This is a genomic window from Rathayibacter sp. AY1D5 (assembly GCF_002932515.1).
Taxonomy (GTDB): domain Bacteria; phylum Actinomycetota; class Actinomycetes; order Actinomycetales; family Microbacteriaceae; genus Rathayibacter.
The window spans coordinates 1-17,736 of the sequence record NZ_PSVU01000028.1; the positions used below are offsets into that span (position 1 = coordinate 1).

Genomic DNA, 17,736 nt, shown 5'->3' on the forward strand with positions numbered 1-17,736 from the left:
CGCCGCCGTCATGTTCAACTTCGGCGTCGTCAACGTGTTCTTCAAGGGACTCCACGCCTACTCCGGCCTCGACACCGGCATGTGATCGGCGGGGCCTGGCGGGGTCCCTCGCGGCGTTGTCGGCGACGAACGTAGCGCCGCTACGCCCGACGCCTCCGCCTTGCGATCGACCCCACCAGGCCCCGCCGACCGCCCACCAGGACACGCTTTGAGGACGGCTCCGCTTCGCGGTCGCCGCGGGTGGGCTCCGCTTCGCGGTCTGGTCCGGGTGGGCTCCGCTTCTCGGTCGGGTCCGGGTGGGCTCCGCTTCGCAGTCGGGTCTGATGAGCTGGGCTTCGCGGGAGGGCCGGGGTAGACGGCGGTCGACGGAACATGCTGATCGGGTAGCGCGCGCAGCGCGCGTATCGAGATCGCTTGGCACGAACGCGGGGAGCGGGCCGATCGAGTTCCCGCAGATGGACGCGCAGGGGGCGGTGCCTGCTGGTCGAGTAGTGCGCGGAGCGGGCGTGTCGCGCAGAGGGGGCATGGACGGGCTGCGGGCGGATCCGTGCCTGTCGAGTGGCGATGGTGGACGCCGGGGGCGACGGCGGAAGGGTCAGACGGCGGTGACGACGTCGATGAGGTGGGGGGCGAACGGAGCGTCGAGGGCGAGGACGACGCGGGTGCGGGCGTCGGAGGGATGGACGCCGCGGTAGATGCCGCGGAGGTCGGCGACGGTCTGGCCGCGGCCGGGGCCGTGGGTGGCGTCGACAGTGACGTGGACGCGCGGGGCGGAGGTGAGGGCGACGGCGTCGACGGCGATCGCGGCGGCCATGGGGTCGTGCATGGCAGCGGTGCGCTCGCCGAAGTGGCCGACGTAGAAGTCGAAGTAGAAGTCGAGCGCCTGCCCGATGGCCTGCGCGAGGGGATCGGGCGACGCGAGCAGGACGGCGCGGTCCTCCTCCGTCAGCAGGTGCCGCATGGTCACGTCCAGGGGCACGAGCGTCAGATCCCAGTCGGCCGCGACGACCTCGGCGGCGGCCGCCGGGTCGTGCCAGATGTTGGCCTCCGCCACGGCGGTCACGTTGCCGGGGACCAGCGCGGCTCCGCCCATCACCGTCACCGAGTGGACGAGGGACGCGATCTCCGGGTGCGCACGGAGGGCGAGCGCGAGATTCGTCAGCGGGCCGATCGCGACCAGCCGCAGCTCGCCCTCGTGCTCGCGGGCGAGACGGAGGAGGAGGTCGGCCGGATCCTCGTCGACCGGCTCGCCGCCCTCGGGCAGCGCGACCCCGCCGATGCCGTCGTCGCCGTGCACGTGCGGGGATCCGCCGGCGTAGTCCTCCTCGAGGAAGTGGTGCGCCCCCACGGCGACCGGCACGTCGTCGCGGCCGGCCAGCGCGAGCAGGCCGAGGCTGTTGACGGCGGCCCGGCGCGCGTCGGTGTTGCCGCTGACCGTGCTGATCCCGACGAGGCGGGCCCGGTGCGAGCGGAGGAGGTACGCCAGAGCGAGCGAGTCGTCGATGCCGGTGTCGCAGTCGAGGAAGACGGGGACGGTCGATGCGCTCACGGGGCTCCGATGCTCGAGGGTGGGGGACGCGTCGGGCACCGGCGGCCGACGCTCCCATTCTGCCGCCCCTCCGACACGGCGCCCGCCGCCGACGATCAGAGCAGCGCGTAGGAGTCGCGGAGCCGCGCCCGCCACCAGGCGAGCCGCTCCGGCGACACGGCGTGACGGGAGAGGAGCTCCTCCGAGACCTCCACGCGGCCGACGGGGATCCCGCCGTCCACCGGCCGCAGCGGCCACTCCGTGACGTCCGCGGCGAGGAGGGACGCGGTGCCGAGTCCGCAGTCGAAGGGCAGCTCGGGGAGCGCCGCGGCCAGGGCGGCGCCCATGGCGAGTCCGACCGAGCTGTCGATCGCGCTCGAGACCACCGCCGGCAGCCCCGCCTCGGCGACGAGGGCCAGCGCCCGGCGCGTCCCCCCGAGCGGCTGGGCCTTCACGACCAGCAGGTCCGCGGCTCCGGCCCGGGCGACGGCGAGTGGATCGGCGGCCTTGCGGACGCTCTCGTCGGCGGCGATCGGGATGCCCATGTACTTCACCCGGTAGCGCAGCTCCGCCAGCTCGTCGACGCTCGCGCACGGCTGCTCGACGTACTCGAGGTCGGACTCCGCGAGGGCGTGGACGGCGTGCTCGGCCTCGTCGAGGTTCCAGCCGCCGTTCGCGTCCACGCGGATCCGGCCCTCCGGACCGAGCAGGCGGCGGACCTCGACGACCCGGGCCACGTCGTCGGCCAGCGTCTGGCCGCGCTCGGCGACCTTCACCTTCGCCGTGCGGCAGCCGTGGTAGCTCGCGAGCACGGCGGCGACCTCGTGCGGTGCGACGGCCGGGATGGTCGCGTTCACCGGGATGCGGTCGCGCAGCGGTGCCGGCTGCTCGCTCCAGCCGTAGTCGATCGCCGCCCGGAGCCACGCCGCCGACTCCTCCGCGCCGTACTCGAGGAAGGGCGAGAACTCGGTCCAGCCCTCGGGGCCGCGCACGAGCGCGATCTCGCGGTTGTCGACGCCGCGGAAGCGGGTGCGGAGCGGCAGAGCGACGACGCGGAGTCCCGCGTCGATCTCGCCGAGGGAGGGGAGCGGGGAGGCGGGCACGACGTCGTCCATCCGGCCATTGTCCACCGGCCGGGGCCACGCGGCGGCCACCCGCGCGCGGGAGGTCGGCGACGCGCGCGCAAGCCCCTGGGGTCCCTCCTCCGAGCGCTCGCCGAGGTGCCAGACTGACGAGGCTGCCGTTGGAGTCCGGAGGAGTGCGATGAGCCAGATGCCGATGAGCCCGCCGCCCGCGCCCGCCCCGGGCCCGACGCAGGGCTCCGTCCCCTCCCACCGCCCGCTCGGCAGGGGCGCCTGGATCGCGCTGGGCACGAGCCTCCTCGTGGGCGTCGTCTATACCGGCGTGCTCGGCACGCTCGTCGCCGTCGGAGTGGGCGGCGCGCTCGACTCCGCCGCCGGCAGCGCGTCGACGAGCGCTCCGTCCGAGCCGTTCGGCGACCCGACGGACGACCCGTTCGGCAGCGGGGACCCGTCCGATCCGCTCTACGACTACCCCGGCTACCAGGACGGCGACGCCGTGACGATCCTCGGCCAGCCGTCCGCGGAGGACGTGCGCGCGAGTGCCGAGCAGGCCGTCGCGGCCGTCGAGGGCGCCGTCCCCGAGGAGTGGACCTCGGCCGACGACGAGTACTACGAGCAGTCGCAGAACGCCTACGGCGGGCCCTCCCTCCTCTACGACTACATCTCGGCGACCGAGTACGCCGCCGCCGACGTCTCGACCGACGCCGACAGGCAGGCGGCGGTCGACCGCTTCACTGCAGCGCTCGCGCCCCTCGGCTTCGACGACGTCGAGGTGGCCGACACCCCCGAGGAGTGGTCGGAGGCGGGCTACGAGCTCGACGGCGACCTCGCGGACGAGGAGGCCTCGGCCGCGCTCTGGATCGTCACCGCGCGCTCCTCCACCGACCTCGTGCCCGCGATCGAGCTGGGCCTCGTGGACCTCGACTCCGATCCGACCGGCCTGATCGCCGACATGCTCGACGGAGTCGGCCTCTCGCCGGACCCGCAGGGCGCGTTCCTCGCCGGGTACGCGAACGGGGTCCTCCAGGATGAGGACCGCGGCGAGTTCACCGACCGCCTCGAGGAGTACGGCGGAGTCGCGACGACCTGACCGGGCGCTACAAGCAAGCCCGTCCGCCCGCAAGCCCGAATCGGCAAACCGCCCGCGCCCTACGGTGAGGGGATGGCTGCACCCCGCTCGACCAGGCCCCTGCGCGACTACGCCGCGATCGGAGACGGTCGCACGGTCGCCCTGATCGCGAAGGACGGCAGCGTCGACTGGATGCCCGTCCCGGACCTCGGCTCCACCCCCGCCTTCGCCGCCCTGATCGACGCCGAGTCCGGCGGCTGCGTCGAGCTCGCCCCCGAGGAGCCCGCCGAGGTCTCGCGCGCCTACATCCGCGACACGAACGTCCTCGAGACCACCTTCACCACCGAGTCGGGCACCGTCCGCGTGACGGACGCGCTCGTCACCGGGATCGCGGGCCGCCTCCCGTGGGCCGAGCTCGCGCGCCGCGTGGACGGTGTCGACGGCGAGGTGCGGATGCGGTGGGCCGTGCGTCCCGGAACGGGACTCGGCCGGTTCTCCCCGTGGATCCAGAACGCCGACGGCCGCTCGCTCATCCGCGCCGGCGACATCACCATCGGCGTCACCGGCCAGGAGCACGGGCCCGACGGCGACGACGCGCCCTCCGGCGCCGGCGACGAGCTGACGGGCTCCTTCGTCGTGACCGCGGGCAAGGACGCCGTGCGGCACGTCCTGGTCGTGTCGGCCACGCACGACGAGCCGCTGCACTTCCCGGTCGCGAAGAACGTCGACCGCGGCATCGACCGCACCATCCGCAGCTGGCAGGACTGGTCGGAGGAGTTCTCCTACGACGGCCCGTGGTCCGAGGCCGTCCAGCGCAGCGCCCTCGCGCTCAAGCTGCTGATCTACTCGCCCACAGGAGCCATCGCCGCGGCCGCGACCACGTCGCTCCCGGAGTCGCCCAACGGCGGCAAGAACTGGGACTACCGCTTCGCCTGGGTGCGCGACGCCGCGTACACGATGCACGCGCTGGTGCGCTTCGGCCTGCGCGAGGAGACGCACGCCGCGCTGTCCTGGCTCCTCCGCACGATCAAGGAGCACGGGCCGGATCTGCACATCTTCTACGGACTCGACGGCTCCATGCCGACCGTCCTGGAGGAGTTCGACGTCCCGGGCTACGCCGGCATCGGCCCGGTCGTCGCCGGCAACGCAGCGCAGAGCCAGCTGCAGCTGGGCGTCTTCGGCGACCTCTTCGACATCTGCCGCATCTACGTCGACGAGGGCAACGTCCTCGACATCCAGACCGGTCGGCTCCTCGCCCGCGTCGCCGACACCACCTGCGACCTGTGGCGGAACCGCGATGCGGGCATGTGGGAGCTGGAGGAGGAGCAGCACTACACCTCCTCGAAGATGGGCTGCTGGCAGGCGCTCGACTCGGCCGTGCACCTGGCGGAGCTCGGCCAGGTCGCGGGCAGCCCCGACCGCTGGCGCTTCGAGCGCGACCGCATCCGCGAGTGGATCGAGGAGCACTGCTGGTCCGAGGAGCTCGGCTCCTACGTGATGTACCCGGGCAGCGAGGAGCTGGACGCCTCGGTGCTCCTGCACGCGCCCAGCGGCTACGAGCGCGGCGAGCGGATGATCTCCACCATCGACGCCCTGGTGAAGGAGCTCGGCCGCGGCGCGCTGCTGTTCCGCTACTCCGGCATGGAGGGCGAGGAGCACCCGTTCGTGGCCTGCTCGTTCTGGCTCGCGTCCGCCCTGGCCTGCGTCGGTCGGCACGACGAGTCGGTCGCCCTGATGGACGAGCTCGTCGCCACGGTCCCGAACGACGTCGGGATCATGTCCGAGATGATCGCGGTCGACGACCTGGCCTTCTGGGGCAACCTGCCGCAGGGGCTCAGCCACCTCGCGCTGATCAACGCGGCCATCACCATCGAGGAGCTGGCGCCGGAGAAGGTCGGCCGCGCGTAACCCCGCCGACGGCGTCCGCGCAACCCGTTGAGGGCCGGCTCCGAGGGGCGTAGACCAGTACCACCCCCTCGCACCGCACCCACAAGGAGCACCTCAGCATGGATCTCGGCATCAGCGGCCGCATCGCCCTCGTCACCGGAGGCGACTCCGGCATCGGCCTGGCCACGGCGCAGCTCCTCCTCGCCGAGGGCGCGACCGTCGTGATCACCGACAAGGACCAGGCGGAGCTCGACCGGGCGGCGGCCGGGCTCGACGCTCCGGAGGGCCGCCTGCACGCCTTCGCCGCCGACGTCACCAGCACGGAGCAGCTCGCCGAGCTGCACCGCCGCGTGGCCGGAGCGGTCGGCGCGATCGACATCCTCGTGCAGTGCGCCGGAGTCACGGGGGCGCAGGGCCTCTTCCACGAGATCGACGACGAGGGCTGGACCAGCACCCTCGAGGTCGACCTGCTCGGTCCCGTGCGGCTCGTGCGCGAGTTCCTCCCCGACCTCCGCACCGGAGGCTGGGGCCGGCTCGTGCTCACCGCCTCCGAGGACGCCGTGCAGCCCTACGACGACGAACTGCCCTACTGCGCCGCGAAGGCGGGGGTCCTCGCCTTCGCCAAGGGCCTCTCGCGCTCCTACGCGCAGGAGGGCCTCCTCGTGAACACGGTCTCGCCCGCGTTCATCCGCACTCCGATGACCGACGCGATGATGTCGAAGCGCGCCGAGCAGAGGGGCACCTCGGTCGACGAGGCGATCTCGTCCTTCCTCGACGAGGAGCGGCCGTACATGGAGCTGAAGCGCCGGGGCGAGGCCGAGGAGGTCGCAGCCGTGATCGCCTTCCTCTGCTCCGACCGCGCCTCGTTCGTGAACGGCTCGAACTACCGCGTCGACTCCGGATCCGTCGCCACGATCTGATCCCCGCAACCACGGGCCCCGCCCAGCACGCGCACCCCCCGCGTGCGGTCGCCGTCCAGCCGAAGAAGCCAGACTCGGGGCGGGACACCGCACCCGGCACTGCAAGAGAAAGGAACGGTCCATGACCACCACCCTCGATCGCCACGTCGAAGCCCCCGCGGGCTCCGGTGCCAAGACCAGCCGCCGTCAGAACGCCGAAAAGGGCTTCAAGGCCTCCAAGGAGCTGCTCGACAGCCTCCAGATCGTCCTCGTCGACCTGATCGAGCTCCACGTCCAGGGCAAGCAGGCCCACTGGAACGTCGTCGGCAAGAACTTCCGCGACCTCCACCTGCAGCTCGACGAGATCATCGAGGCCGCGCGCGAGTTCAGCGACGACATCGCCGAGCGCATGCGCGCCCTCCACGGGATCCCGGACGGCCGCAGCGACACCGTCGCCGCGACCACCACCCTCCCCGAGTACCCGCACGGCGAGATCGACACGGCCGAGACCGTCGACCTGGTCACGATCCGCCTCGAAGACCCCGCCGCCACCATGCGCGAGGTCCCCGACCAGGTGGACGAGGAAGACCCGACCAGCGCGGACATCCTCAACGCGACCATCCAGAGCCTCGAGCAGTACGCCTGGATGGTGTCGGCCGAGAACCGCACCACCTCCGCCGCCAAGTAGGGGCGAGCACCGGCAGGGGGACTCCGCGTCAGCGGGGTCCCCTTCCGTCTGCCCGAGCGGTGTCGAGTCGCCGTGCAGTCCGGATCAGTAGGGTCGTGACATGAGCACGCAGGTCTCCGAACTGTTCGACGCGCACCGCTGGGCGGCCGTCGACGGCTTCGACGCACTCGAGGACATCACCTACCACCACGACCGCTCCGGCCGCATCGCGCGGGTCGCGTTCGACCGGCCCGAGGTCCGCAACGCGTTCCGGCCGCGCACGGTCGACGAGCTGTTCCGCGCCCTCGAGGACGCCCGGACGAACCCGCGCATCGGCGTCGTCATCCTCACCGGCAACGGCCCGAGCCCGCGCGACGGAGGCTGGGCGTTCTGCTCCGGGGGAGACCAGCGGATCCGCGGCCGCGACGGCTACCGGTACTCCGACGGCGAGACCGCCGAGGGCATCGACTCCGCGCGGAACGGCCGCCTGCACATCCTCGAGGTGCAGCGCCTCATCCGCTTCATGCCGAAGGTCGTCATCGCGGCCGTCCCCGGCTGGGCCGCGGGAGGCGGGCACTCGCTGCACGTGGTCTGCGACCTCACCCTCGCCTCCGCCGAGCACGGGCGCTTCAAGCAGACGGACGCCGACGTCGGCTCCTTCGACGCGGGCTACGGCTCGGCGTACTTCGCCCGCCAGATCGGGCAGAAGGCCGCGCGCGAGGTGTTCTTCCTCGCGCGGGAGTACTCCGCGCAGCGCGCCTACGAGATGGGTGCCGTGAACGCGGTCGTCCCGCACGCCGAGCTCGAGACGACCGCGGTGGAGTGGGCCGAGACGATCCTCACCAAGTCGCCCACGGCCATCCGGATGCTGAAGTACGCGTTCAACGCCGTGGACGACGGCCTCGTGGGCCAGCAGCTCTTCGCGGGCGAGACCACGCGCCTCGCCTACGGCACCGACGAGGCCGTCGAGGGACGAGACTCCTTCCTCGAGAAGCGCGAGCCCGACTGGTCGCCGTTCCCGTGGCAGTTCTGAGCCGGAGGGCACGCAGGTGACCCGCCCGCTCGCGGGTGTCGACGCGACGGTCGAGTCCGTCCTCCTCGCTCTGCGCGCGGCCCTGGACGGCAGCGGCCCGGCGATCCGCGTCTCCGCCCCCGGCGCTGCGACCGCCTCCGAGGATGCCGTCGTGCCGCAGCGCGTCGCCGTCGTCGTCGAGACCTCGGGCTCGTCGGGGCCGCCCAAGCGGGTCGCGCTCTCGACAGCGGCACTGCTCACCAGCGCCTCCGCGACCCTCGCCGAGCTGGGCGGGCCGGGACGCTGGCTGCTCTGCCTGCCGACCCACTACGTCGCGGGACTGCAGGTGCTCGTCCGCTCGCTGACGGCGGAGGCCGACCCGGTCGTCCTCCTGGCCGGCGGCTTCGACGCGGCGGCCTTCCTCGCTCTCGCTCGGACGATGCCGGCGGGGGAGCGGAGGTACTCCTCGCTGGTCCCCGTGCAGCTCGCGAGGCTGCTGGATCTCGCCGAGCGCGATCCGGCCGCGGCCGAGGCGCTCCGCTCGTTCGACGCGCTCCTGATCGGCGGCCAGGCGACGCCGCAGCCGTTGCGGGACCGCGCCGCCGCCCTCGGTGCGCGCATCCGCCTGACCTACGGATCGAGCGAGACGTCCGGCGGCTGCGTCTACGACGGCGTCCCGCTCCACGACGTGCGGATGCGCGTCGAGGACGGGCAGGTGCTGCTCGGCGGGCCGACCCTCGCGGAGGGCTACCTCGACGCCGACGGCGCGATCGACCACGAGCGCAGCGCCTCCGCCTTCCTCGAGCTCGACGGGAAGCGCTGGTACCGCACGGGCGACGCGGGCTCGATCGTCGACGGGCGCCTCCGGGTGACCGGCCGGCTCGACCGCGTGATCGTGTCAGGCGGGGAGAAGGTCTCGCTCGACGCCGTCGAGGCCGTGCTCCGCGAGGGGCCCGTCCCCGACGCGGTCGTCGTGCGGCGGGCGGACGAGCAGTGGGGCGAGGTCCCGGTCGTCGTGACGGCGGAGGAGGCTCCCGCGCTCACCGACCTGCGCGCCCTGATCGCCGACCGCCTCGGGCGCGCCGCCGCTCCCGCGGCCGTGCTGCCGGTCGGCCGCATCCCCCTCCTCGCCGCCGGGAAGCCCGACCGCCGCGCCCTCGAGGTGCTCGCCGAGCAGGCCTGACCGGCTCTGAGCGTCGACGGGCCGGTGGGTAGGATTCCCTCCGTGTCGAGTACGAGTCGCAAGAAGAAGTCCTCCAGCGGCCGCCCCGGGGGCAGCCCGCGAACGGTCGTCGTGAAGCCCGCCGGTCCCCGCGAGTGGATCGCCGGCGCCCGCCTCCGCACCCTCCCGCTGGCCGTCGCCCCCGTGCTCATCGGCACCGGAGCGACCCAGGTCGTCGACGAGGGCTGGCACTGGGTGCGCGCCCTGCTCTGCCTGGCCGTCTCGCTCGCCCTGCAGATCGCCGTCAACTACGCCAACGACTACTCCGACGGCGTGCGCGGCACCGACGCCAACCGCGTCGGACCCTCGCGGCTGACCGGCTCCGGAGCCGCGAAGCCCCGCCAGGTGCTTACCGTCGCCCTGGTCTTCTTCGGGATCGCGGCCGTCGCCGGCCTCGTGCTCACCGCCCTCTCGGGGCAGTGGTGGTTCCTGATCGTCGGCGCGGCGGCGATCGCGGCCGGCTGGTTCTACACCGGCGGACGCCGCCCCTACGGCTACCTCGGGCTCGGCGAGCTCTTCGTCTTGGGGTTCTTAGGCCTGGTCGCCACCGTCGGCACCACGTTCGTGCAGATCGGCCGCACCAACCAGGAGTCGTGGCTCGGCGCCGTGGCGGCGGGCCTGTTCGCCTGCGCCGTGCTCATGGTCAACAACATCCGCGACATCCCGACCGACCGCCTCTCGGGCAAGCGGACCCTCGCGGTCCTCGCGGGACCGGCCGTGTCCCGCGCGATCTACACGGGCTTCGTGCTGATCCCGTTCGGCATCGCGGTGATCCTCGCGCTGTTCTACCCGCTGGCATGGCTGACGCTCTTCGTGCTGCTGATGATCCTGCCGGCCATCCTGATCACCCTGACGGCGAAGACGGCGAAGGAGCTCATCCTGGCGCTGCAGCTGACCAGCCTGGGCGGGCTCGCCTACGCGGTCATCCTCGGGGCGGCGCTGGCGTTCTAGAGCGGCGGCTCGCACGAGGCGGGCTCGGGTGGGCCGGATTCGGGTGATATCGGCTGTTGCGTGCCGGGCCTGGTGCGAGCGTGGTCAGCGCGTCCGAGGGGAGCCCTCGCCGGCGGGATCGCCCGGCTCAGCGGTCGTCGCGGGTCGCGTCGACCGCGGCGTCCTCGACGTCGTCGTCGGTCGGGGCGCGCGGGACGTCCTTGCGGCGCTCGTAGATCGCCTCCGCGATGCGCTCGCGGGGCTTCCTCAGCAGGATGTAGGAGAGGGACAGGCTCGCGATCGCGGCGACGAAGCCCGCTGTGACCGCTGCCGTCAGCTCCGAGTCGACGAAGGTGCGCGCCGGCAGGTACACCAGCACGAAGACGCCGGCGAACATCGCCAGGCGCAGGAGCGAGTAGACGACGACCGCGCGGCTCAGTTTCACCGGGACAGTGTACGTCGGCCCCTGCACGCGCTTCCGTGAGCACCGTGGGAGCCTCCTGTCCAGCGTCCGTGCGGACCCTCCCCGACGGGGGTGCCGGACGTAGACTCGTGTCCATGATCCGCCTCGTCATCGGCCTGCTCGTGGCCCTCGCCGTCTTCACGGTCTACACCGTGATCGACGTCGCGATGAGCAACCGTCACGCCGTGCGGGCGATCCCGAAGTGGTCCTGGCTCCTGGTGGTGCTGATCCTCCCGGTCATCGGTGCGGGACTGTGGTTCTGGATCGGCCGTCCCCGCAAGCAGCGCGCCGCCGGCCGCCGCTACACCGCTCCGGACGACGACCCCGACTTCCTCGGCACCCTCCGCACCGAGCGCGACCCCGAGGAGGAGCGCCTGCAGGCCGAGCGCATCGAGCTCGAGCGCGACCTCGCCGACATGGACGAGCAGGGCGAGGCCGACGGCCCCGGCCGCCGGGATGCCTGAGCACCGGCCGGTCGCCCCCTCCACCCGATTCGCGGTCGACCTCCTCACCCGCTTCGTCGCGCTCGGCCTCCGCTACGTCGTCGTCGCTCCGGGCTCCCGCTCGCAGGCGCTCGCCCTGGTGGCGGCCGAGCTCGAGACCCGCGGCGACGTCCGGCTGCACGTGCGGATCGACGAGCGCTCCGCGGGGTTCCTGGCGCTGGGCCTGGCCCTCGAATCCGGGATGCCGGCGCTCGTGATCACGACCTCCGGCACGGCGACCGCGAACCTGCACCCGGCCGTGCTCGAGGCGGACGCCTCGGACGTGCCGATGATCGTCCTGACCGCCGACCGGCCCGACGAGCTGCGCGGCATCCGCTCGAACCAGACGGCCGAGCAGCGCGAGCTGTACGGGCGAGCCGTGCGGCTGTTCGAGGACGTCGCTGCTCCGGGCGACGCCTCCCTGCCCGAGGACGCGAGGGCGCTCGCCGACCGTGCCGTCACCGCGGCGCGCCGCGGGCCGGTCCACCTGAACCTCTGCTTCCGCGATCCGCTCTCCTCCGCTCTGCCGGACATCGAGCGGATCGAACCGGTCTCGTCGCCCGCCGTCGGATCCGGAATCCCGCGTGCCGTCGTGACCGCCGGCCCTGGTGAGCCGCTCACGGTCGTCATCGCCGGGGACAAGGCGGGCGCCGCGGCCGAGGAGATCGCTCGCGCCGGCGACTGGCCGCTGCTCGCCGAGGTCTCCTCCGGCGCCCGCTTCGGACCGCAGCTCGTCGTCGCCTGGCGTCGCCTGCTCGGCGAGCCCGACTTCGGCGGACGCATCCGCCGGGCGATCGTGCTCGGACACCCGACGCTCTCCCGCGAGGTCCCCGAGCTGCTGCGGCGCGAGGACGTCGAGGTGATCGTCGTGGACGCCGTGCGCGAGCAGTTCTACAACCCCGGCCGGCGCGCCCGCCGCGTCGGAGGCGTCGACGTGGTCCGCCCCGAGGGGTCGCCGCGTCCCGAGCGCGGCGAGCGCGCCTGGGCCGGATCCTGGGTGTCCGCGAGCCGCGCCCTGACGGTCGACCCCGACGAGCTGGACGAGGTCCCCGACGCGGGGTCGATGTCGGTCGAGGACCGCCGCGGCTACGCGCGCAACGCCCTCGCCGCGATCAGGGCACCGCTCACCCGCGACTTCGTCGTCGCCGCGGTCTGGAAGGTCACCTGGCCGCACGACCGGCTGCTGTTCGGAGCGTCACGGCTGATCCGCGTCGCCGACGGGACCCTGCCGGGCAAGCGGATATCCGTCCTGGCGAACCGCGGCCTCGCCGGCATCGACGGCACGATCTCGACGGCTCTCGGGATCGCGGTGGCTTCGCAGGCGACCGAGCAGGGAGCCGGCGGAGTCACCCGCGCGGTCCTCGGCGATCTCACTCTGCTCCACGAGGCCGGCGGCCTCCTCCTCCCGCCCGGAGAGCGACGCCCGCGCGTGCAGCTCGTCGTTGTGAACGACGGGGGCGGCACGATCTTCGACGGACTCGAGGTCGCATCGAGCTCGCATCCCGATGCGTTCGACCGCGTGCAGTTCACCCCGCAGAACGCCGATCTGGAGGCTCTCGCGCGCGCCTACGGGTGGGGCCACCGTCGTGCGGCGACGCGCGGCGAGCTGGAGCAGGCGCTGACCTCGCCGGGTGACGGGCCGGGCATCGTGGAGATCCGGCTCGAGCGCTGAGTCCGCGCGGGTCCGGTCGGACGGTCCTCCACAGGTCGTCGTCGGACGCTGATCTCCCGGGGACGCCTCGTTCGAGCTCCGCAGCTCGTCAGCTGCTGCTTCGCTGGAGGAATGGCTGATGCGGAGACCGTGCGAGGAGAGGTTCTCGCCCTCGGCGACCGGGCGGCGGCGCTCGCCAGGAGCGCCTCCCGCGTGCTCCTGTCCGCGGCGGAGGCGCTGCACGCGGGACACTGCGCGGCGCTGACCTGTCCCGACGCGTTCGCCCGAGGCTCCTCGGCGGACAGCAAGGATGCGACGGACCTCGTCGAACGGTCGATCCGAGCGGAGTTCGCCGTCGCCCTCGGGGTCTCCGAGCGCACCGCCGCCAGGGAGCTGCTGCACGCCTCGCTCCTGATGGAGGAGCTGCCGCGGACCCGCTCCGCGCTCGCCGACGCCAGAATGCGCTGGGAGGCCGGCCAGCTCATCTGCTCCGTCGCGGCGACCCTCCCCGCAGCGGCGCGCGCGGCCTACGACGACCGGGCCGTCGACCTCGCGGAGACGCTGACCCCGGGGCAGCTGCGCCACGCCCTCGCGCGGGTGCGGGAGGAGCTGCACGACGAGCCCCTCGCCGAGCGGCACGCTCGCGCCCGCGAGGACCGCCGGGTGTGGATGACAGCCGGGATCGACGGCATGGCGACGGTCTGCGCGCACGTCCCCGCGCCCGAGGCCGTCGGAGCGCTCGCCCGACTCGACCGCATCGCGAGGGACCTGCGGGACGGCGCCGAAGGGGACCGCGATCTGCGGACGCTGGCGCAGCTCCGCGCCGACGCGTGGGCCGACCTGCTCTGCCACGGGGACGTGGCGGGGACCACTCCGGAGGGCGCCGCGGCGCCCTCGACCGGGCTGCGGGCCGAGGTGAGAGTCACTGTGGCGGCGAACACCGCCGCAGGTGACGACGAGGCGGCCGCCGAGCTCGACGGCTACGGGCCGATCCCCGCCGAGGCGGTGCGAGCGCTCATCGACGACGACGCCGCCTTCACTCCCGTGCTGACCGACGAGGAGACCGGCGCGGTCGTCTCCGTCGGGCGCCGCCACCGCCTCCCGCCGCCGAGGATGAGGCTGCTGGTCCGCCTCCGCGACCAGACCTGCCGCTTCCCGGGCTGCACCCGGCCGGCGTCCTCGACGGAGACCGACCCCAGCGTCAAATGGCGGAACGGGGGAGAGACGACTCCCGACAACCTCGCCTCCCTGTGCGTCGCCCACCACCATGTGCGCCACGGCGACCGGTGGACGTATCTGCTCCATCCGGACGGCACAGCGGACTGGACCACACCGACCGGCCGCCGCGTGACGACCCGGCCGCCGGCGCTGCCCGGGCGACCGCCGGTGGGTGCAGGACGACGGCCGGGGGTTCCCCTGCTCGAGAGCGACCCGGCGGGGAAGCCGACGGCTCCAGCGACTCCCGACGTTCGTCCGGCCACCGCGACGGTGATCGGGCGGAACTTCATGCGGGTCTCGGCGAGCTCGGACTCGGGAACGGTGTCGGCCACGATGCCGGCGCCCGCCCAGGCCGTGACCGCGCCCTCGGCCGTGACCTCGGCGCTGCGGAGTCCGACGGCCCACTCGCCGTCGCCGTTGCCGTCGATCCAGCCGACGGGTCCTGCGTACCGACCGCGGTCGAAGGGCTCCAGGTGCTCGATGAGCGCAAGGGCGTCGGCGGTCGGAGCGCCGGCCACTGCCGCGCTCGGGTGAAGAGCATCGACGAGATCGAGCGCGCTGGAGGAGTCGTCCAGAATTCCTCGCACGTCCGTCGCGAGGTGCCAGAGGTTCGGCAGGCGGAGCGTGAACGGGGCGGCGCCGGCCGTCAGCTCCCGCGTGTGGGGCTCGAGCTCCCGGACCAGACTGGCGAGAGCGAAAGCGTGCTCCGAGCGGTCCTTCGGACTCTCGAGCAGAGCAGCCTCCACGTCCGCGTCGGCGAGGGGATCCTCGCCTCGTGCGGCCGTGCCGGCCAACACCCTCGCCGAGATCTCGCCCCGATCGACCGCGACCAGCGTCTCCGGACTGGCGCCGAGGAATCCGTCCACGGCGAAGCCCCAGCAGTCCGGGTACCGCTCGGTGAGCGCACCCAGCATCCGACGCAGGTCCGCCCCCGGCGGGAGCCGTCCCTTCAGATCGCGCGCGATCACGACCTTGGACAGCTCGCCCGCCCGGATCGTCTCCACCGCGGCAGCGACCGCCGCGCGGTACCCGTCGGGCGGCAGCGCACCCGGCGAGAGCGGCACGTGGTACTCCGCCCCCAGCGGCTCCTCGCTCGGCGTATACGGTCTCTCCGCCTCGCCGATCGTGATCCGCGTCAGCCATGACCGGCCGTCGCGCGTCCCGATCACGGTGCGCGGCACGATCAGCACGCTCGTCGCCTCGGATCGGCTCGAGAAAGCGAAGGTCCCGAACGCGACCAGCCCCGTCCCGGGCAGTCCGACCCGGTTCTCCACCGTCGCCGCGTCGCAGAGCCGACGCCAGGTTGCCGCCGCCGCCCGCAGCCGTTCCGGGCCCGAGAACTCGAGGCGCAGAGCCTCGCCGCGTCCGCTGAGCCCGGCGCCGTCGCGCTGCCAGAGGAGGGGCCGCCTCGGGTCGGAGTGGGAGAGGAGCGACGGCGGAGAGTCCAGTGGAGTCGTCTCCGCACGCAGCAGGGGGGTTCCAGCGCCGATGAGCGTCACCTCAGCAGGGTACGCCCGCGCCAGAGGATGGGACGTCCCATGCCGCGGGGCTCGGGGCGCAGGGCTCCGTTGCTACCGTGATCCGGTCCGGGGCCGCCGCGCGAGGCGGAGCGGGGCGGTCCCGGCGCTTCCCCAGGGGGGAGCGCGCCGACCGGGCGCGGGACGGCGGATGCACAGCCGCCGTCCCTCGTCTCGCCGTAGACTTGCGCATCGTGACGAAGGCAGACCTCACCAAACGGCCCGACGAGGTCGCCTCGATGTTCGACACCGTGGCTCCCGCCTACGACCTGCTGAACGGACTCCTCTCGGTGGGGAACGACCGGCTCTGGCGGATCGCGACGACTCGCGCCGTCAACCCTGCTCCCGGTGAGCGCATCCTCGACATCGCGGCCGGCACCGGAACGTCGAGCGCGTCGCTGGCGCGGTCGGGCGCCCAGGTCGTCGCAGCCGACTTCTCCCCGGGGATGATCGCCGTCGGCCGTCGCCGTCAGGCGGGCAACGACCGGATCGAGTTCGTCCAGGCCGACGCGATGGACCTCCCGTTCGAGGACGAGTCGTTCGACGCCGTGACCATCTCGTTCGGTCTGCGCAACGTGGCCGAGCCGAGGACGGCGCTCGCCGAGTTCCTGCGTGTGCTGAAGCCCGGCGGCCGGGTCGTGATCTGCGAGTTCTCGACTCCGCCGATCGCTCCGCTGGCCGCCGCGTACGACTTCTACCTGTCGACGGTCATGCCCGCCGTCGTGCGCCTCGCGTCGTCGAACAATCCCGCGTACGACTATCTCGGCGATTCCATCCGGGCCTGGCCGGAGCAGAGCGTCGTCGCCGCCTGGCTCCGCGCGGCGGGCTTCGAGCGCGTGGCCTACCGCGATCTGACCGCGGGCATCGTGGCGCTGCACCGCGGCGTCAAGCCGATCGCGGCGACCCGATGACGACCGGGGTCCGCACAGGCCGAGACGTTAGGGTTTCCCTGTGAACGCCACTGCGCCCGTCGCCCGTCGCAGCCCGTCTCTGACGGCGCAGCTCGGCCTCTCCGAGCGCATCTTCTCCTCCTCGTCGGACCGGGCTCTCGCCCGCACGATCGACGCGGGTCTGGAGCAGGTCGAGGAGGGTCTCGTCCGGCAGCTGTCCTTCGCGGACGCTGTGGCCGACGTCTCCACCCGGTACCTCCTCGAGGCGGGCGGCAAGCGTGTGCGCCCGATGCTCACCCTCCTGGCCGCGTCGCTGGGCCGTGGCAACACGCCGCAGGTCCTGCTCGGCGCGCAGGCGATCGAGATCACGCATCTCGCATCGCTCTACCACGACGACGTCATGGACGAGGCGGAGAAGCGCCGCGGCGTCCCGTCGGCGCAGACCGTGTGGGGCAACAACGTGGCCATCCTGACGGGCGATCTGCTCTTCGCCCGCGCGAACCAGCTGATGGTCGAGCTCGGCGACAAGGCGATCCGGCTGCAAGCCGACACGTTCGAGCGGCTCGTCCTCGGGCAGCTGCACGAGACGGTCGGCCCGACCGACGGCGAGGACCCGGTCGAGCACTACCTGTCCGTCCTGGCCGACAAGACCGGGTCCCTGATCGCCGCGGCGGGCCGCACGGGAGTCGCGTTCTCGGAGGCTCCGGAGGAGTACGAGGAGGCCATGCGCGTCTTCGGCGAGAAGATCGGCGTCGCCTTCCAGATCGTCGACGACGTCATCGACCTCTCTCCCCAGCCGGAGGAGACCGGCAAGAACCCCGGCACGGACATCCGCGCCGGCGTGTCGACGCTGCCGATCCTGCGCCTGCGCGAGCGCGCCTCCTCCGATAGGGAGGCCGCGGCTCTCCTCGCCCGCATCGAGAGCTATGTGAGCCGCTCGAACGACGCCATCGCGCACACGGAGGAGCAGAGCGCCGACATCTCGGACGCCATCGCTCAGCTGCGCGATCACGACGTCACCGCGCAGACCCTCGCCGAGGCCCACCGGTGGGCCGACGAGGCCGTCGCCGCCCTCGCTCCGCTGCCCGACGGCTCCGTCCGCAAGGCGCTGACGCGCTTCGCCGACACCGTCGTCGAGCGCAACGGCTGACCCCGATCGTCGCGGCGCGCCCTGCGCCGCAGGAATGAGACCGGTTGTGCGCTGCGGCGCCCCGGCAGG

14 protein-coding genes and 2 pseudogenes are annotated in these 17,736 nt (G+C 73.1%); 12 read left to right on the forward strand and 4 right to left on the reverse strand.

Annotated features, from left to right (window positions below; all coding sequences use genetic code 11):
- Positions 1–595: 595 nt before the first annotated feature.
- Together C5C82_RS09910 and C5C82_RS09915 are read right to left on the reverse strand one after the other, a co-directional pair.
- The gene (locus C5C82_RS09910) at positions 596–1,549 is read right to left on the reverse strand and encodes a nucleoside hydrolase (protein WP_104354997.1); all 954 of its coding nucleotides are present in this window, start codon (positions 1,547–1,549) and stop codon (positions 596–598) included.
- A 95-nt stretch (positions 1,550–1,644) separates the two neighbouring features.
- Complete coding sequence (locus C5C82_RS09915; protein ID WP_104354998.1) at positions 1,645–2,643, reverse strand: o-succinylbenzoate synthase; 999 nt, start codon at positions 2,641–2,643, stop codon at positions 1,645–1,647.
- A gap of 148 nt (positions 2,644–2,791) precedes the next feature.
- Between C5C82_RS09915 and C5C82_RS17555 the strand changes: the two genes are divergently transcribed.
- The 7 genes from C5C82_RS17555 (at position 2,792) to C5C82_RS09950 (ending at position 10,317) form a co-directional block, all read left to right on the forward strand.
- Complete coding sequence (locus C5C82_RS17555) at positions 2,792–3,700, forward strand: hypothetical protein (RefSeq protein WP_181134431.1); 909 nt, start codon at positions 2,792–2,794, stop codon at positions 3,698–3,700.
- 72 nt (positions 3,701–3,772) lie between these two features.
- Positions 3,773–5,587, forward strand: coding sequence for a glycoside hydrolase family 15 protein (locus tag C5C82_RS09925; protein WP_104354999.1), 1,815 nt, complete (start codon positions 3,773–3,775; stop codon positions 5,585–5,587).
- Between the two features lie 98 nt (positions 5,588–5,685).
- Positions 5,686–6,486 carry an SDR family NAD(P)-dependent oxidoreductase gene (locus C5C82_RS09930; protein ID WP_104225910.1) on the forward strand — a complete coding sequence of 267 codons (801 nt, stop codon included), beginning with the start codon at positions 5,686–5,688 and terminating at the stop codon, positions 6,484–6,486.
- A gap of 121 nt (positions 6,487–6,607) precedes the next feature.
- On the forward strand, positions 6,608–7,153 hold the full coding sequence (locus C5C82_RS09935; protein WP_104355000.1) for a Dps family protein: 546 nt from the start codon (positions 6,608–6,610) through the stop codon (positions 7,151–7,153).
- Positions 7,154–7,253: 100 nt separating this feature from the next.
- Positions 7,254–8,165, forward strand: a complete 912-nt coding sequence (locus C5C82_RS09940) for a 1,4-dihydroxy-2-naphthoyl-CoA synthase (protein ID WP_068255374.1) — start codon at positions 7,254–7,256, stop codon at positions 8,163–8,165.
- Positions 8,166–8,181: 16 nt separating this feature from the next.
- The gene (locus C5C82_RS09945; RefSeq protein ID WP_104355001.1) at positions 8,182–9,327 is read left to right on the forward strand and encodes an AMP-binding protein; all 1,146 of its coding nucleotides are present in this window, start codon (positions 8,182–8,184) and stop codon (positions 9,325–9,327) included.
- A gap of 42 nt (positions 9,328–9,369) precedes the next feature.
- Positions 9,370–10,317, forward strand: a complete 948-nt coding sequence (locus tag C5C82_RS09950; RefSeq protein WP_374953870.1) for a 1,4-dihydroxy-2-naphthoate polyprenyltransferase — start codon at positions 9,370–9,372, stop codon at positions 10,315–10,317.
- Between the two features lie 127 nt (positions 10,318–10,444).
- On the opposite strand, the gene C5C82_RS09955 is transcribed toward C5C82_RS09950, so the two are convergent.
- Positions 10,445–10,741, reverse strand: coding sequence for a DUF4229 domain-containing protein (locus C5C82_RS09955; RefSeq protein ID WP_104239140.1), 297 nt, complete (start codon positions 10,739–10,741; stop codon positions 10,445–10,447).
- A 113-nt stretch (positions 10,742–10,854) separates the two neighbouring features.
- On the opposite strand from C5C82_RS09955, the gene C5C82_RS09960 reads away from it, so the two are divergent.
- The 3 genes and pseudogenes from C5C82_RS09960 to C5C82_RS18045 all read left to right on the forward strand — a co-directional run.
- Positions 10,855–11,223: a PLD nuclease N-terminal domain-containing protein gene (locus tag C5C82_RS09960; RefSeq protein WP_104355016.1), complete on the forward strand. Its 369-nt coding sequence runs from the start codon at positions 10,855–10,857 to the stop codon at positions 11,221–11,223.
- Positions 11,216–12,913, forward strand: a complete 1,698-nt coding sequence (gene menD, locus C5C82_RS09965; RefSeq protein WP_104355003.1) for a 2-succinyl-5-enolpyruvyl-6-hydroxy-3-cyclohexene-1-carboxylic-acid synthase — start codon at positions 11,216–11,218, stop codon at positions 12,911–12,913. Before C5C82_RS09960 ends, menD begins: the two co-directional genes overlap by 8 nt.
- Before the next feature lie 111 nt (positions 12,914–13,024).
- A pseudogene (locus tag C5C82_RS18045) lies at positions 13,025–14,020 on the forward strand (DUF222 domain-containing protein); the annotation flags it as partial.
- A 419-nt stretch (positions 14,021–14,439) separates the two neighbouring features.
- On the opposite strand, the pseudogene C5C82_RS09975 reads toward C5C82_RS18045, so the two are convergent.
- Positions 14,440–15,609, reverse strand: a pseudogene (locus tag C5C82_RS09975) (isochorismate synthase MenF); the annotation flags it as partial.
- Positions 15,610–15,821: 212 nt separating this feature from the next.
- Between C5C82_RS09975 and ubiE the strand changes: the two are divergent.
- A complete protein-coding gene (ubiE, locus tag C5C82_RS09980) occupies positions 15,822–16,538 on the forward strand; it encodes a bifunctional demethylmenaquinone methyltransferase/2-methoxy-6-polyprenyl-1,4-benzoquinol methylase UbiE (protein WP_104355017.1) in 717 nt (238 codons plus the stop codon).
- 40 nt (positions 16,539–16,578) lie between these two features.
- Positions 16,579–17,667: a polyprenyl synthetase family protein gene (locus tag C5C82_RS09985; RefSeq protein ID WP_104249782.1), complete on the forward strand. Its 1,089-nt coding sequence runs from the start codon at positions 16,579–16,581 to the stop codon at positions 17,665–17,667.
- Positions 17,668–17,736: the final 69 nt, after the last annotated feature.

What these genes read in the sequence shown, in the direction of transcription:
- C5C82_RS09940 (WP_068255374.1), top strand. Translation starts at nt 7,254, where the DNA reads ATGAGCACGCAGGTCTCCGAACTGTTCGACGCGCACCGCTGGGCGGCC.
- C5C82_RS09915 (WP_104354998.1), bottom strand. Translation starts at nt 2,643, where the DNA reads ATGGACGACGTCGTGCCCGCCTCCCCGCTCCCCTCCCTCGGCGAGATC.
- menD (WP_104355003.1), top strand. Translation starts at nt 11,216, where the DNA reads ATGCCTGAGCACCGGCCGGTCGCCCCCTCCACCCGATTCGCGGTCGAC.
- C5C82_RS09935 (WP_104355000.1), top strand. Translation starts at nt 6,608, where the DNA reads ATGACCACCACCCTCGATCGCCACGTCGAAGCCCCCGCGGGCTCCGGT.
- C5C82_RS09960 (WP_104355016.1), top strand. Translation starts at nt 10,855, where the DNA reads ATGATCCGCCTCGTCATCGGCCTGCTCGTGGCCCTCGCCGTCTTCACG.
- C5C82_RS09930 (WP_104225910.1), top strand. Translation starts at nt 5,686, where the DNA reads ATGGATCTCGGCATCAGCGGCCGCATCGCCCTCGTCACCGGAGGCGAC.
- C5C82_RS17555 (WP_181134431.1), top strand. Translation starts at nt 2,792, where the DNA reads ATGAGCCAGATGCCGATGAGCCCGCCGCCCGCGCCCGCCCCGGGCCCG.
- C5C82_RS09925 (WP_104354999.1), top strand. Translation starts at nt 3,773, where the DNA reads ATGGCTGCACCCCGCTCGACCAGGCCCCTGCGCGACTACGCCGCGATC.